8 protein-coding genes, 19 tRNA genes and 3 rRNA genes are annotated in these 13,773 nt (G+C 44.0%); 28 read left to right on the forward strand and 2 right to left on the reverse strand.

What is annotated here, in order from left to right; all coding sequences use genetic code 11:
- Positions 1-74: 74 nt before the first annotated feature.
- Positions 75-1,085 (forward strand): type I glyceraldehyde-3-phosphate dehydrogenase, encoded by a 1,011-nt coding sequence (gene gap, locus HWX15_RS05515; RefSeq protein ID WP_033687386.1) that lies wholly within the window; start codon positions 75-77, stop codon positions 1,083-1,085.
- Positions 1,086-1,153: 68 nt separating this feature from the next.
- Here the strand turns inward: gap and HWX15_RS05520 are convergent, their stop codons facing one another.
- On the reverse strand, positions 1,154-2,029 hold the full coding sequence (locus HWX15_RS05520) for an RluA family pseudouridine synthase (RefSeq protein WP_254867344.1): 876 nt from the start codon (positions 2,027-2,029) through the stop codon (positions 1,154-1,156).
- Positions 2,030-2,115: 86 nt separating this feature from the next.
- Here HWX15_RS05520 and pbp2a point away from each other — a divergent pair, with 86 nt between their 5' ends.
- The 27 genes from pbp2a to HWX15_RS05655 all read left to right on the forward strand — a co-directional run bounded on the left by pbp2a (position 2,116) and on the right by HWX15_RS05655 (position 12,694).
- Positions 2,116-4,311 (forward strand): penicillin-binding protein PBP2A, encoded by a 2,196-nt coding sequence (pbp2a, locus tag HWX15_RS05525; RefSeq protein WP_175880496.1) that lies wholly within the window; start codon positions 2,116-2,118, stop codon positions 4,309-4,311.
- 52 nt (positions 4,312-4,363) lie between these two features.
- A complete protein-coding gene (rpmG, locus tag HWX15_RS05530) occupies positions 4,364-4,516 on the forward strand; it encodes a 50S ribosomal protein L33 (protein ID WP_001809375.1) in 153 nt (50 codons plus the stop codon).
- A gap of 9 nt (positions 4,517-4,525) precedes the next feature.
- On the forward strand, positions 4,526-4,702 hold the full coding sequence (gene secE, locus HWX15_RS05535; protein ID WP_001210991.1) for a preprotein translocase subunit SecE: 177 nt from the start codon (positions 4,526-4,528) through the stop codon (positions 4,700-4,702).
- 53 nt (positions 4,703-4,755) lie between these two features.
- The gene (gene nusG / locus HWX15_RS05540) at positions 4,756-5,292 is read left to right on the forward strand and encodes a transcription termination/antitermination protein NusG (protein WP_000376739.1); all 537 of its coding nucleotides are present in this window, start codon (positions 4,756-4,758) and stop codon (positions 5,290-5,292) included.
- 120 nt (positions 5,293-5,412) lie between these two features.
- Positions 5,413-5,892: a sigma-70 family RNA polymerase sigma factor gene (locus tag HWX15_RS05545; protein WP_175880497.1), complete on the forward strand. Its 480-nt coding sequence runs from the start codon at positions 5,413-5,415 to the stop codon at positions 5,890-5,892.
- 92 nt (positions 5,893-5,984) lie between these two features.
- Positions 5,985-6,056, forward strand: a tRNA-Glu gene (locus tag HWX15_RS05550).
- Positions 6,057-6,298: 242 nt separating this feature from the next.
- Positions 6,299-7,844: ribosomal RNA gene (locus HWX15_RS05555) — 16S ribosomal RNA — on the forward strand.
- A 51-nt stretch (positions 7,845-7,895) separates the two neighbouring features.
- Positions 7,896-7,968, forward strand: a tRNA-Ala gene (locus HWX15_RS05560).
- Positions 7,969-8,093: 125 nt separating this feature from the next.
- A 23S ribosomal RNA gene (locus HWX15_RS05565) occupies positions 8,094-10,995 on the forward strand.
- 76 nt (positions 10,996-11,071) lie between these two features.
- Positions 11,072-11,187: ribosomal RNA gene (gene rrf, locus HWX15_RS05570) — 5S ribosomal RNA — on the forward strand.
- Together the 16S, 23S and 5S rRNA genes with 19 tRNA genes alongside form the textbook arrangement of a ribosomal RNA operon.
- 4 nt (positions 11,188-11,191) lie before the next feature.
- A tRNA-Val gene (locus HWX15_RS05575) sits at positions 11,192-11,264 on the forward strand.
- A 2-nt stretch (positions 11,265-11,266) separates the two neighbouring features.
- A tRNA-Asp gene (locus tag HWX15_RS05580) sits at positions 11,267-11,339 on the forward strand.
- A 24-nt stretch (positions 11,340-11,363) separates the two neighbouring features.
- Positions 11,364-11,436 (forward strand) — tRNA-Lys (locus tag HWX15_RS05585).
- Positions 11,437-11,441: 5 nt separating this feature from the next.
- A tRNA-Leu gene (locus HWX15_RS05590) sits at positions 11,442-11,523 on the forward strand.
- Between the two features lie 18 nt (positions 11,524-11,541).
- A tRNA-Thr gene (locus tag HWX15_RS05595) sits at positions 11,542-11,614 on the forward strand.
- 22 nt (positions 11,615-11,636) lie between these two features.
- Positions 11,637-11,708: transfer RNA gene (locus HWX15_RS05600), tRNA-Gly, on the forward strand.
- A 7-nt stretch (positions 11,709-11,715) separates the two neighbouring features.
- Positions 11,716-11,801: transfer RNA gene (locus tag HWX15_RS05605), tRNA-Leu, on the forward strand.
- Positions 11,802-11,812: 11 nt separating this feature from the next.
- Positions 11,813-11,886: transfer RNA gene (locus tag HWX15_RS05610), tRNA-Arg, on the forward strand.
- A gap of 15 nt (positions 11,887-11,901) precedes the next feature.
- A tRNA-Pro gene (locus tag HWX15_RS05615) sits at positions 11,902-11,975 on the forward strand.
- A gap of 5 nt (positions 11,976-11,980) precedes the next feature.
- Positions 11,981-12,054, forward strand: a tRNA-Met gene (locus HWX15_RS05620).
- A gap of 13 nt (positions 12,055-12,067) precedes the next feature.
- Positions 12,068-12,141 (forward strand) — tRNA-Ile (locus HWX15_RS05625).
- A 10-nt stretch (positions 12,142-12,151) separates the two neighbouring features.
- Positions 12,152-12,241 (forward strand) — tRNA-Ser (locus tag HWX15_RS05630).
- 10 nt (positions 12,242-12,251) lie between these two features.
- A tRNA-Met gene (locus HWX15_RS05635) sits at positions 12,252-12,325 on the forward strand.
- Positions 12,326-12,328: 3 nt separating this feature from the next.
- Positions 12,329-12,401: transfer RNA gene (locus tag HWX15_RS05640), tRNA-Phe, on the forward strand.
- Between the two features lie 20 nt (positions 12,402-12,421).
- Positions 12,422-12,492, forward strand: a tRNA-Gly gene (locus HWX15_RS05645).
- A 34-nt stretch (positions 12,493-12,526) separates the two neighbouring features.
- Positions 12,527-12,600, forward strand: a tRNA-Ile gene (locus HWX15_RS05650).
- A gap of 6 nt (positions 12,601-12,606) precedes the next feature.
- A tRNA-Ser gene (locus HWX15_RS05655) sits at positions 12,607-12,694 on the forward strand.
- A 135-nt stretch (positions 12,695-12,829) separates the two neighbouring features.
- On the opposite strand, the gene birA is transcribed toward HWX15_RS05655, so the two are convergent.
- On the reverse strand, positions 12,830-13,765 hold the full coding sequence (gene birA / locus HWX15_RS05660; protein ID WP_175880498.1) for a bifunctional biotin--[acetyl-CoA-carboxylase] ligase/biotin operon repressor BirA: 936 nt from the start codon (positions 13,763-13,765) through the stop codon (positions 12,830-12,832).
- Between the last annotated feature and the right edge of the window lie 8 nt (positions 13,766-13,773).

Raw genomic sequence — 13,773 nt, forward strand, 5'->3', positions numbered from 1 at the left:
AGGTGATTTGTAGTGATTCAAGTTACTCTTTTCACAATAAAAATTTCATGATTTTCATAAGGAGGAAATCACTAATGGTAGTTAAAGTTGGTATTAACGGTTTCGGACGTATCGGTCGTCTTGCTTTCCGTCGTATCCAAAACGTAGAAGGTGTTGAAGTTACTCGTATCAACGACCTTACAGATCCAGTTATGCTTGCACACTTGTTGAAATACGACACAACTCAAGGTCGTTTCGACGGTACTGTTGAAGTTAAAGAAGGTGGATTTGAAGTTAACGGTAAATTCATCAAAGTTTCTGCTGAACGTGATCCAGAACAAATCGACTGGGCTAACGACGGTGTAGAAATCGTTCTTGAAGCTACTGGTTTCTTTGCTAAGAAAGCAGCTGCTGAAAAACACTTGCACGCTGGTGGAGCTAAAAAAGTTGTTATCACTGCTCCTGGTGGAAACGACGTTAAAACAGTTGTATTCAACACTAACCACGACGTTCTTGACGGTACTGAAACAGTTATCTCAGGTGCTTCATGTACTACAAACTGCTTGGCTCCTATGGCTAAAGCTCTTCAAGATAACTTTGGTGTTGTAGAAGGATTGATGACTACTATCCACGCTTACACTGGTGACCAAATGATCCTTGACGGACCACACCGTGGTGGTGACCTTCGCCGTGCTCGCGCTGGTGCTGCAAACATCGTTCCTAACTCAACTGGTGCTGCAAAAGCTATCGGTCTTGTAATCCCAGAATTGAACGGTAAACTTGACGGATCTGCACAACGCGTTCCAACTCCAACTGGATCAGTTACTGAATTGGTAGCAGTTCTTGAAAAGAACGTTACTGTTGATGAAGTGAACGCAGCTATGAAAGCAGCTTCAAACGAATCATACGGTTACACAGAAGATCCAATCGTATCTTCAGATATCGTAGGTATGTCTTACGGTTCATTGTTTGACGCAACTCAAACTAAAGTTCTTGACGTTGACGGTAAACAATTGGTTAAAGTTGTATCATGGTACGACAACGAAATGTCATACACTGCACAACTTGTTCGTACTCTTGAATACTTCGCAAAAATCGCTAAATAATTCTTGAGTCGATAAAAAGCAAGGCCTCTTGGTCTTGCTTTTCTTATATGGAAAAATGGATGACACAATCATCCATTCTTTTTTAATTCTGTTTCAAAAGTATTCGAGAGGGCAGTGAAGTTTAATTTTTCTAATGTAAGTGGATGGGTAAAGGAAAGTCGGAAGGCGTGGAGCATAAGGCGACTTGTATTTGATTTGCTATTATAGAGGGGGTCACCTAGGATCGGGAAATTATGATGCGAAAGGTGCACACGGATTTGATGGGTTCGCCCTGTCTTTAGTTTGCAACGAACTAATGAAGTCTTGTTTGAGAATTGCTTTAATCTGCTTACATGCGTTTCAGCATATTGCCCATTTTTTGTATCAACTACTCGTTTTCTGCGGTCATGGCGATCACGCCCAATTTTGTCTTTGAAAACAAGTTCTTTGCTGTTGGTATGTCCGTCGACCTGTGCCCAATATTCCCTAGAAATCTCTTTTTTCTCAAGTAAGCGATTGAGAATAGGTAGGATAAAAGGATTTTTGGCAAAGAGAACTAAGCCACTGGTTTCCATGTCCAGACGATGAACGACATAGCAGGTTTGGCCAACATAGGCACTGACATGGTTAAGAAGGGCGATTTCGTTTGGCTGATTACCATGCGTTTTCATCCCCTCTGGTTTGTTCACAATAATCAAGTGTTGATCTTGATAAACTTCTTGAACGAGGTTTGGGTTGCCCCAAGGAATTTCTTTTTCGGGATAATCTTCCTCGTCAAAAGTTAACTGGCAAATATCTCCAGGATTTACGATTTCGTTCCAGTGGACTTCTTCTTGATTTATCAAAATGTGTTTCTTGATTCTCAAAAAATGACGGATTTTTCTAGGGATGAGGAGTTGTTCCTCAAGTAATTGCTTTACCGTCATTTGAGGTAGAGAGTCTGGTAATGTAAATGTGAATTTCATACAGATATTGTAACAAAAAAAGCCCTATTTGGATAGGAAATTGCTAAATTCTTGTCTTCCTATGATGAAGATGATAAAATAAACGCATGAAATTAGATAAATTATTCGAGAAATTTCTTTCTCTTTTTAAAAAAGAAACAAGTAAACTAGAGGATTTTGATTCTACTAGCTTACGTCGCTCTCGTAGTGATCGAAAAAAATTAGCCCAAGTGGGTCCGATTCGAAAATTCTGGCGTCGCTATCATCTAACAAAGATTGTCCTTATACTAGGTTTGAGTGCAGGCTTGCTGGTTGGAACCTATTTGTTTGCTGTAGCTAAGTCAACCAATGTCAATGATTTGCAAAACGCCTTGAAAACTCGGACTATCATTTTTGACCGTGAAGAAAAAGAGGCTGGTGCCTTGTCTGGTCAAAAAGGCACTTATGTTGAACTGACTGACATCAGTAAAAACTTGCAGAATGCTGTTATTGCGACAGAAGACCGTTCTTTCTATAAAAATGACGGGATTAACTATGGTCGTTTCTTCTTGGCTATTGTCACTGCTGGTCGTTCAGGTGGTGGTTCTACTATTACCCAACAGTTGGCTAAAAACGCCTATTTGTCACAGGATCAAACTGTTGAGAGAAAAGCGAAAGAATTTTTCCTTGCCTTAGAATTAACAAAAAAATATAGTAAGGATCAGATTTTAACCATGTACCTTAACAACGCCTATTTTGGAAATGGTGTGTGGGGTGTAGAAGATGCGAGTAAGAAATACTTTGGAGTTTCTGCGTCAGAAGTGAGTCTGGATCAAGCTGCGACCCTGGCAGGGATGCTCAAAGGGCCGGAGCTGTATAATCCTTTGAATTCCGTACAAGATTCTACCAATCGGCGCGATACTGTTTTGCAAAATATGGTTGCAGCAGGATATATTGATAAAAACCAAGAAACTGAAGCTGCAGAAGTTGATATGACTTCGCAATTGCACGATAAGTATGAAGGAAAAATCTCAGATTACCGCTATCCTTCTTACTTTGATGCAGTGGTTAACGAAGCCGTTTCCAAGTATAATCTAACAGAGGAAGAAATTGTCAATAATGGCTACCGCATTTACACAGAGCTGGACCAAAACTACCAAGCAAATATGCAGGTTGTCTATGAGAATACATCGCTATTTCCTAGGGCAGAAGATGGAACATTTGCTCAATCAGGAAGTGTAGCTCTTGAACCGAAAACAGGGGGAGTTCGTGGAGTTGTCGGTCAAGTTGCTGATAATGATAAAACTGGATTCCGGAATTTCAACTATGCAACTCAATCAAAACGTAGTCCTGGTTCTGCAATTAAGCCTTTAGTTGTTTATACGCCAGCAGTTGAAGCAGGCTGGGCTTTGAATAAGCTCTTGGATAACCATACCATGCAGTACGACAGCTATAAGCTTGATAACTATGCAGGAATCAAAACGAGTCGAGAAGTTCCTATGTATCAAGCCTTGGCAGAGTCGCTTAATCTGCCTGCTGTTGCCACTGTTAATGATTTGGGCGTTGATAAGGCTTTTGAGGCGGGCGAAAAATTCGGACTCAACATGGAAAAAGTTGATCGTGTTCTTGGTGTCGCATTGGGAAGCGGTGTTGAAACCAATCCTCTGCAAATGGCTCAAGCATATGCTGCCTTTGCAAATGAAGGTTTAATGCCGGAAGCTCATTTTATTAGTAGAATTGAAAATGCTAGTGGTCAGGTCATTGCGAGCCATAAAAATTCACAAAAACGGGTGATTGATAAGTCTGTAGCTGATAAGATGACCAGTATGATGTTAGGGACATTTACAAACGGTACCGGTATTAGTTCATCGCCTGCAGATTATGTAATGGCAGGAAAAACTGGAACAACTGAAGCTGTTTTCAATCCGGAATACGCAAGTGACCAGTGGGTGATTGGTTATACTCCGGATGTGGTGATTAGTCATTGGCTTGGTTTTCCGACCACTGATGAAAATCACTATCTAGCAGGATCTACTTCAAACGGTGCAGCTCATGTCTTTAGAAATATTGCAAATACCATTTTACCTTATACGCCAGGAAGTACCTTTACAGTTGAAAATGCTTATAAGCAAAATGGAATTGCACCAGCCAATACAAGAAATCAAGTACAGCGTAATGAAGAAAATCAGGCGGATAATAGCCTTTCTGATATTAGAAGTCGTGCACAAAATCTGGTAGATGAGGCTAGCCGTGCTATCTCGGATGCGAAGATTAAGGAAAAGGCTCAAACGATATGGGATTCGGTAGTCAATCTATTTCGTTAAGATGCTTGTCAAAGCCTAGCTTTCTTGTTATAATAGATAAGATGGAGGCGTTATGGCACTAAAAAAAGCAAGCCTAGCTTGTGCGGTTTGTGGTTCGAGAAACTATTCAATCAAGATCAGCGGAAACCCCAAGCCAACACGACTAGAAGTAAATAAATTTTGTAAACATTGTGGTAAGTACACTACGCACAGAGAAACGAGATAGGAGAGAGCGATGCGTTTTATTGGAGATATTTTTAGACTTCTTAAAGACACAACATGGCCAACTCGCAAGGAAAGCTGGAGAGATTTTCGTTCTATCATGGAATACACAGCTTTCTTTGTAGTAATTATTTACATTTTTGACCAGTTGATTGTTTCAGGTTTGATTCGATTTATTAACATTTTTTAGAAGGCTAGTGGAGTTATTTACACTAGAAATCTTCTGTTATGAAAGGAAATATCATGGATAGTTTTGATAAAGGGTGGTTTGTTTTACAAACTTATTCTGGTTATGAAAATAAGGTAAAAGAAAATCTATTACAACGTGCACAAACCTACAATATGTTGGATAATATTTTACGTGTTGAAATTCCAACACAAACAGTGCAAGTTGAAAAAAATGGAAAGAGAAAAGAAGTAGAAGAAAATCGCTTTCCAGGTTATGTTCTTGTGGAAATGGTGATGACAGATGAAGCTTGGTTTGTTGTTCGAAACACACCAAACGTTACAGGATTCGTCGGATCTCACGGAAATAGATCAAAACCAACTCCATTATTGGAACAAGAAATCCGTGATATCTTGGTTTCTATGGGACAAACTGTTCAAGAATTTGATTTCGATGTTGAGGTTGGTCAAACTGTACGTATTATTGATGGTGCTTTTGCAGATTACACTGGTAAGATTACAGAAATTGATAATAACAAAGTAAAAATGATTATCTCTATGTTTGGTAATGACACAGTTGCAGAAGTAAACCTAAACCAAATCGCAGAATTATAACCCCAAGAGAGGCCTGTCCTCTCTTTTTTGTGCAGTTGAGACGGTGTAGAGAACAGAATGGATGAAATGTGCCAAAAGTGTTTCTGGATCTGTTAGACTGTACACAGAAAGGGGAAAAGAATGCTTAAAGAATTGTATGAAGAAGTCCAAGGAATTGTATACAAGTGTAGAAATGAATATTACCTTCATTTGTGGGAGTTATCGGACTGGGATCAAGAGGGAATGATATGTCTACATGAATTGATTAGTAAAGAAGAAGGATTAGTCGAAGATATTCCACGTTTAAGGAAATATTTCAAAACCAAGTTTCGAAATCGAATTTTAGACTATATCCGTAAACAAGAAAGCTACAAACGAAGATATAATAAAGAACTTTATGAAGAAGTGGGTGATATAAGTCATCGTATAAGTGAGGGCGGTCTGTGGCTAGATGATTATTATCTCTTTCATGAAACACTAAGAGATTATAGAAACAAACAAAGTAAAGAGAAACAAGAAGAGCTAGAACGCGTCTTAAGACATGAACGCTTCCGAGGGCGTCAAAGAGTCCTAAGGGACTTACGTATTGTGTTTAAAGAGTTTGACATCCGTACCCATTAGGAATTCATGCAAAAAAATAAAAAAAATTCAAAAAAGGTGTTGACAAGTCTGAAAAAGTCGGTATAATAGTAAGAGTTGAAAATAACAACTCTGGTCCGTTGGTCAAGGGGTTAAGACACCGCCTTTTCACGGCGGTAACACGGGTTCGAATCCCGTACGGACTATAGTATGTTGCAGTTGGAACACTTGATGAAAAAAGTTTTAAAAAAGTTTCAAAAAAGTGTTGACAAGCGAAAGTAGCTGTGATATACTAATATAGTTGTCGCTTGAGAGAAGCGAGTGACAAAGACCTTTGAAAACTGAACAAGACGAACCAATGTGCAGGGCACTACAACAACTGTTGTAGTACTGAACAATGAAAAAACAATAAATCTGTCAGTGACAGAAATGAGTGAGAACTCAAACTTTTAATGAGAGTTTGATCCTGGCTCAGGACGAACGCTGGCGGCGTGCCTAATACATGCAAGTAGAACGCTGAAGGAGGAGCTTGCTTCTCTGGATGAGTTGCGAACGGGTGAGTAACGCGTAGGTAACCTGCCTGGTAGCGGGGGATAACTATTGGAAACGATAGCTAATACCGCATAAGAGTAGATGTTGCATGACATTTGCTTAAAAGGTGCAATTGCATCACTACCAGATGGACCTGCGTTGTATTAGCTAGTTGGTGGGGTAACGGCTCACCAAGGCGACGATACATAGCCGACCTGAGAGGGTGATCGGCCACACTGGGACTGAGACACGGCCCAGACTCCTACGGGAGGCAGCAGTAGGGAATCTTCGGCAATGGACGGAAGTCTGACCGAGCAACGCCGCGTGAGTGAAGAAGGTTTTCGGATCGTAAAGCTCTGTTGTAAGAGAAGAACGAGTGTGAGAGTGGAAAGTTCACACTGTGACGGTATCTTACCAGAAAGGGACGGCTAACTACGTGCCAGCAGCCGCGGTAATACGTAGGTCCCGAGCGTTGTCCGGATTTATTGGGCGTAAAGCGAGCGCAGGCGGTTAGATAAGTCTGAAGTTAAAGGCTGTGGCTTAACCATAGTACGCTTTGGAAACTGTTTAACTTGAGTGCAAGAGGGGAGAGTGGAATTCCATGTGTAGCGGTGAAATGCGTAGATATATGGAGGAACACCGGTGGCGAAAGCGGCTCTCTGGCTTGTAACTGACGCTGAGGCTCGAAAGCGTGGGGAGCAAACAGGATTAGATACCCTGGTAGTCCACGCCGTAAACGATGAGTGCTAGGTGTTAGACCCTTTCCGGGGTTTAGTGCCGTAGCTAACGCATTAAGCACTCCGCCTGGGGAGTACGACCGCAAGGTTGAAACTCAAAGGAATTGACGGGGGCCCGCACAAGCGGTGGAGCATGTGGTTTAATTCGAAGCAACGCGAAGAACCTTACCAGGTCTTGACATCCCTCTGACCGCTCTAGAGATAGAGTTTTCCTTCGGGACAGAGGTGACAGGTGGTGCATGGTTGTCGTCAGCTCGTGTCGTGAGATGTTGGGTTAAGTCCCGCAACGAGCGCAACCCCTATTGTTAGTTGCCATCATTCAGTTGGGCACTCTAGCGAGACTGCCGGTAATAAACCGGAGGAAGGTGGGGATGACGTCAAATCATCATGCCCCTTATGACCTGGGCTACACACGTGCTACAATGGCTGGTACAACGAGTCGCAAGCCGGTGACGGCAAGCTAATCTCTTAAAGCCAGTCTCAGTTCGGATTGTAGGCTGCAACTCGCCTACATGAAGTCGGAATCGCTAGTAATCGCGGATCAGCACGCCGCGGTGAATACGTTCCCGGGCCTTGTACACACCGCCCGTCACACCACGAGAGTTTGTAACACCCGAAGTCGGTGAGGTAACCGTAAGGAGCCAGCCGCCTAAGGTGGGATAGATGATTGGGGTGAAGTCGTAACAAGGTAGCCGTATCGGAAGGTGCGGCTGGATCACCTCCTTTCTAAGGATAAGGAACTGCGCATTGGTCTTGTTTAGTCTTGAGAGGTCTTGTGGGGCCTTAGCTCAGCTGGGAGAGCGCCTGCTTTGCACGCAGGAGGTCAGCGGTTCGATCCCGCTAGGCTCCATTGGTGAGAGATCACCAAGTAATGCACATTGAAAATTGAATATCTATATCAAATAGTAACAAGAAAATAAACCGAAAACGCTGTAGTATTAATAAGAGTTTATGACTGAAAGGTCAGAAAAATAAGGTTAAGTTAATAAGGGCGCACGGTGGATGCCTTGGCACTAGGAGCCGAAGAAGGACGTGACAAACGACGATATGCCTTGGGTAGCTGTAAGTAAGCGATGATCCAGGGATTTCCGAATGGGGGAACCCAACAGGTACTACCTGTTACCCGCATCTGTTAAGGATGTGAGGAGGAAGACGCAGTGAACTGAAACATCTAAGTAGCTGCAGGAAGAGAAAGCAAAAGCGATTGCCTTAGTAGCGGCGAGCGAAACGGCAGAAGGGCAAACCGAAGAGTTTACTCTTCGGGGTTGTAGGACTGCAATGTGGACTCAAAGATTATAGAAGAATGATTTGGGAAGATCAGCCAAAGAGAGTAATAGCCTCGTATTTAAAATAGTCTTTGTACCTAGCAGTATCCTGAGTACGGCGGGACACGAGAAATCCCGTCGGAATCTGGGAGGACCATCTCCCAACCCTAAATACTCCCTAGTGACCGATAGTGAACCAGTACCGTGAGGGAAAGGTGAAAAGCACCCCGGGAGGGGAGTGAAATAGAACCTGAAACCGTGTGCCTACAACAAGTTCGAGCCCGTTAATGGGTGAGAGCGTGCCTTTTGTAGAATGAACCGGCGAGTTACGTTATGATGCGAGGTTAAGTTGAAGAGACGGAGCCGTAGGGAAACCGAGTCTGAACAGGGCGAATTAGTATCATGACGTAGACCCGAAACCATGTGACCTACCCATGAGCAGGTTGAAGGTGCGGTAAGACGCACTGGAGGACCGAACCAGGGCACGTTGAAAAGTGCTTGGATGACTTGTGGGTAGCGGAGAAATTCCAAACGAACTTGGAGATAGCTGGTTCTCTCCGAAATAGCTTTAGGGCTAGCGTCGATATTAGAGATTCTTGGAGGTAGAGCACTGTTTGGGTGAGGGGTCCATCCCGGATTACCAATCTCAGATAAACTCCGAATGCCAATGAATTATGGTCGGCAGTCAGACTGCGAGTGCTAAGATCCGTAGTCGAAAGGGAAACAGCCCAGACCACCAGCTAAGGTCCCAAAATAATTGTTAAGTGGAAAAGGATGTGGGGTTGCACAGACAACTAGGATGTTAGCTTAGAAGCAGCTATTCATTCAAAGAGTGCGTAATAGCTCACTAGTCGAGTGACCCTGCGCCGAAAATGTACCGGGGCTAAAACAATTTACCGAAGCTGTGGATACCTTTATAGGTATGGTAGGAGAGCGTTCTATGTGTGAAGAAGGTATACCGTGAGGAGTGCTGGAACGCATAGAAGTGAGAATGCCGGTATGAGTAGCGAAAGACAGGTGAGAATCCTGTCCACCGTAAGACTAAGGTTTCCAGGGGAAGGCTCGTCCGCCCTGGGTTAGTCGGGACCTAAGGAGAGACCGAAAGGTGTATCCGATGGACAACAGGTTGATATTCCTGTACTAGAGTATGTAGTGATGGAGGGACGCAGTAGGCTAACTAAAGCAGACGATTGGAAGAGTCTGTCTAAGCAGTGAGGTGTGAATTGAGTTAAATGCTTAGTTCTATAACATTGAGCTGTGATGGGGAGCGAAGTTTAGTAGCGAAGTTAGTGACGTCACACTGCCAAGAAAAGCTTCTAGCGTTTAAACATACTCTACCCGTACCGCAAACCGACACAGGTAGTCGAGGCGAGTAGCCTCAGGTGAGCGAGAGAACTCTCGTTAAGGAACTCGGCAAAATGACCCCGTAACTTCGGGAGAAGGGGTGCTGACTTTAAGTCAGCCGCAGTGAATAGGCCCAAGCAACTGTTTATCAAAAACACAGCTCTCTGCTAAATCGTAAGATGATGTATAGGGGGTGACGCCTGCCCGGTGCTGGAAGGTTAAGAGGAGTGCTTAGCGTAAGCGAAGGTATGAATTGAAGCCCCAGTAAACGGCGGCCGTAACTATAACGGTCCTAAGGTAGCGAAATTCCTTGTCGGGTAAGTTCCGACCCGCACGAAAGGCGTAATGATTTGGGCACTGTCTCAACGAGAGACTCGGTGAAATTTTAGTACCTGTGAAGATGCAGGTTACCCGCGACAGGACGGAAAGACCCCATGGAGCTTTACTGCAGTTTGATATTGAGTGTCTGTACCACATGTACAGGATAGGTAGGAGTCTATGAGATCGGGACGCCAGTTTCGAAGGAGACGTTGTTGGGATACTACCCTTGTGTTATGGCCACTCTAACCCAGATAGGTGATCCCTATCGGAGACAGTGTCTGACGGGCAGTTTGACTGGGGCGGTCGCCTCCTAAAAGGTAACGGAGGCGCCCAAAGGTTCCCTCAGAATGGTTGGAAATCATTCGCAGAGTGTAAAGGTATAAGGGAGCTTGACTGCGAGAGCTACAACTCGAGCAGGGACGAAAGTCGGGCTTAGTGATCCGGTGGTTCCGTATGGAAGGGCCATCGCTCAACGGATAAAAGCTACCCTGGGGATAACAGGCTTATCTCCCCCAAGAGTTCACATCGACGGGGAGGTTTGGCACCTCGATGTCGGCTCGTCGCATCCTGGGGCTGTAGTCGGTCCCAAGGGTTGGGCTGTTCGCCCATTAAAGCGGCACGCGAGCTGGGTTCAGAACGTCGTGAGACAGTTCGGTCCCTATCCGTCGCGGGCGTAGGAAATTTGAGAGGATCTGCTCCTAGTACGAGAGGACCAGAGTGGACTTACCGCTGGTGTACCAGTTGTCTTGCCAAAGGCATCGCTGGGTAGCTATGTAGGGAAGGGATAAACGCTGAAAGCATCTAAGTGTGAAACCCACCTCAAGATGAGATTTCCCATGATTTTATATCAGTAAGAGCCCTGAGAGATGATCAGGTAGATAGGTTAGAAGTGGAAGTGTGGCGACACATGTAGCGGACTAATACTAATAGCTCGAGGACTTATCCAAAGTAACTGAGAATACGAAAGCGAACGGTTTTCTTAGTTTGAATAGATATTCAATTTTGAGTAGGTATTACTCAGAGTTAAGTGACGATAGCCTAGGAGATACACCTGTACCCATGCCGAACACAGAAGTTAAGCCCTAGAACGCCGGAAGTAGTTGGGGGTTGCCCCCTGTGAGATATGGAAGTCGCTTAGCTCTAGGGAGTTTAGCTCAGCTGGGAGAGCATCTGCCTTACAAGCAGAGGGTCAGCGGTTCGATCCCGTTAACTCCCAAAGGTCCCGTAGTGTAGCGGTTATCACGTCGCCCTGTCACGGCGAAGATCGCGGGTTCGATTCCCGTCGGGACCGTTTAAGATAACGGAAGTTATTTTAGACTCGTTAGCTCAGTTGGTAGAGCAATTGACTTTTAATCAATGGGTCACTGGTTCGAGCCCAGTACGGGTCATATCTGCGGGTTTGGCGGAATTGGCAGACGCACCAGATTTAGGATCTGGCGCTTAACGGCGTGGGGGTTCAAGTCCCTTAACCCGCATTAAGATATAATAAATGAGCCGGCTTAGCTCAGTTGGTAGAGCATCTGATTTGTAATCAGAGGGTCGCGTGTTCAAGTCATGTAGCCGGCATTTTTAGATAGAAGAAAACAGTGCGAACGTAGTTCAGTGGTAGAACACCACCTTGCCAAGGTGGGGGTCGCGGGTTCGAATCCCGTCGTTCGCTTAGAGAGGCCGGGGTGGCGGAACTGGCAGACGCACAGGACTTAAAATCCTGCGATTGGTAACGATCGTACCGGTTCGATTCCGGTCCTCGGCATAAACTAATGAGCACCCTTAGCTCAACTGGATAGAGTACCTGACTACGAATCAGGCGGTTAGAGGTTCGACTCCTCTAGGGTGCATTTTTCTATTTAACTCGGGAAGTAGCTCAGCTTGGTAGAGTACTTGGTTTGGGACCAAGGTGTCGCAGGTTCGAATCCTGTCTTCCCGATACATGGCGGTGTAGCTCAGCTGGCTAGAGCGTCCGGTTCATACCCGGGAGGTCGGGGGTTCGATCCCCTTCGCCGCTATAATGATCTTGTCGGACCTTTAGCTCAGCTGGTTAGAGCTCTCGGCTCATAACCGAGTGGTCGTAGGTTCAAGTCCTACAAGGTCCATTTGAATATTGGAGGATTACCCAAGTCCGGCTGAAGGGAACGGTCTTGAAAACCGTCAGGCGTGTAAAAGCGTGCGTGGGTTCGAATCCCACATCCTCCTTTTATATTAACGCGGGATGGAGCAGCTCGGTAGCTCGTCGGGCTCATAACCCGAAGGTCGTAGGTTCAAATCCTGCTCCCGCAATAAGGCTCGGTAGCTCAGTTGGTAGAGCAATGGATTGAAGCTCCATGTGTCGGCGGTTCGATTCCGTCTCGCGCCATTTTCACTTATAGTATGTATGCGGGTGTAGTTTAGTGGTAAAACTACAGCCTTCCAAGCTGTTGTCGCGAGTTCGATTCTCGTCACCCGCTTTGAACTTTGTTCAAATTACCAAGTTTTTAACTTGGGCGCGTAGCTCAGGTGGTTAGAGCGCACGCCTGATAAGCGTGAGGTCGGTGGTTCGAGTCCACTCGTGCCCATTAATTGGAGAATTACTCAAGAGGCTGAAGAGGACGGTTTGCTAAATCGTTAGGTCGGGTAACTGGCGCAAGGGTTCGAATCCCTTATTCTCCGTTTTAACGAGGGTTTATAACTCTCTTTTTTTTGTATTTTTAAGAATAGTAGAATAAAAACTTCAGATTTGTAAAACTTAATTTGATTACTAATCTGAAGTTATTTTTATATCACTTATATTATAATTGTGTTATTTTACTTCCAACTATTGAGAGAAATTTCTCCGCTATTGAGCCAGATTTCTTTTCCGTTATCACATTGAACTAAAAGTTTACCACTTTCAGAGATGTCTTTAGCAAGTCCCTTGTGGTCTTTTTGATCTAGTGTGAAAGTAACTTCTTTTCCTAGAACGAATGACTGTTTTTTATATAGGTATAATAGCTCCTCTGCTGGTGTTTCGAAGAAAGCACGCCAGATTTCTATGATCAATTCATTCCTTGTTATTGGAGCTGTAGTTTTAAATAAGCTAGTAGCTTTTTCTTTTAATTCTTGTGGGAAATCTTTAATAGTGAAATTGATACCTACTCCAATAATGATATCTGTGACTAAGCCAGTTTCTACAGAGGTCATTGCTTCAGTAAGGATTCCTCCAATTTTATGATTGTTTAGGTAGATATCATTGACCCATTTTATGTCGACATCTATTAAAGTTAAGTTCTTAATGGCTTTGTAGACAGCTCCTGCTACAAGTAGTGTGTAGGATGGTAATTTGTCGTAAGGTAGATTTGGTTTAAGATGGAGTGTCATATAAATGCCACCTTGAGGTGAGTAGAAGGAACGTTGAAAACGGCCTCGGCCTGCTGTTTGATAGGAAGCTAGATAGAGGGTGTTTGCTTCATAGCCTAAATCAATTGCTTCTTTTGCATCTAGTTGTGTTGATTTTGTTTCAGGTTTAAAGCTGACTTTAATTGGAAGATTTTGTTCTAGAAGTTCTGGAAGAATAAGGTCACCATTCATCAGTTTATATCCTTTGTTTTTGATACTATCAATTTCAATGCCTTCTTGTTCTAGCCGCTTGATGGCTTTCCAAATCGATGTTCGACTGAGGGATAGTTCTTCTGCAATCTTTTCTCCGCTGATATAGTCGTTTTCTTTTGCTAGAATTTGGTAGACAGCTTGGTAGGATTTCATAGTGTTTC

This window comes from Streptococcus thalassemiae (assembly GCF_903645285.1).
In the GTDB taxonomy this organism is placed as follows: Bacteria; Bacillota; Bacilli; order Lactobacillales; family Streptococcaceae; genus Streptococcus; species Streptococcus thalassemiae.

What these genes read in the sequence shown, in the direction of transcription:
- HWX15_RS05545 (WP_175880497.1), top strand. Translation starts at nt 5,413, where the DNA reads ATGCTTAAAGAATTGTATGAAGAAGTCCAAGGAATTGTATACAAGTGT.
- pbp2a (WP_175880496.1), top strand. Translation starts at nt 2,116, where the DNA reads ATGAAATTAGATAAATTATTCGAGAAATTTCTTTCTCTTTTTAAAAAA.
- birA (WP_175880498.1), bottom strand. Translation starts at nt 13,765, where the DNA reads ATGAAATCCTACCAAGCTGTCTACCAAATTCTAGCAAAAGAAAACGAC.
- rpmG (WP_001809375.1), top strand. Translation starts at nt 4,364, where the DNA reads ATGGCACTAAAAAAAGCAAGCCTAGCTTGTGCGGTTTGTGGTTCGAGA.
- HWX15_RS05520 (WP_254867344.1), bottom strand. Translation starts at nt 2,029, where the DNA reads ATGAAATTCACATTTACATTACCAGACTCTCTACCTCAAATGACGGTA.
- gap (WP_033687386.1), top strand. Translation starts at nt 75, where the DNA reads ATGGTAGTTAAAGTTGGTATTAACGGTTTCGGACGTATCGGTCGTCTT.
- secE (WP_001210991.1), top strand. Translation starts at nt 4,526, where the DNA reads ATGCGTTTTATTGGAGATATTTTTAGACTTCTTAAAGACACAACATGG.
- nusG (WP_000376739.1), top strand. Translation starts at nt 4,756, where the DNA reads ATGGATAGTTTTGATAAAGGGTGGTTTGTTTTACAAACTTATTCTGGT.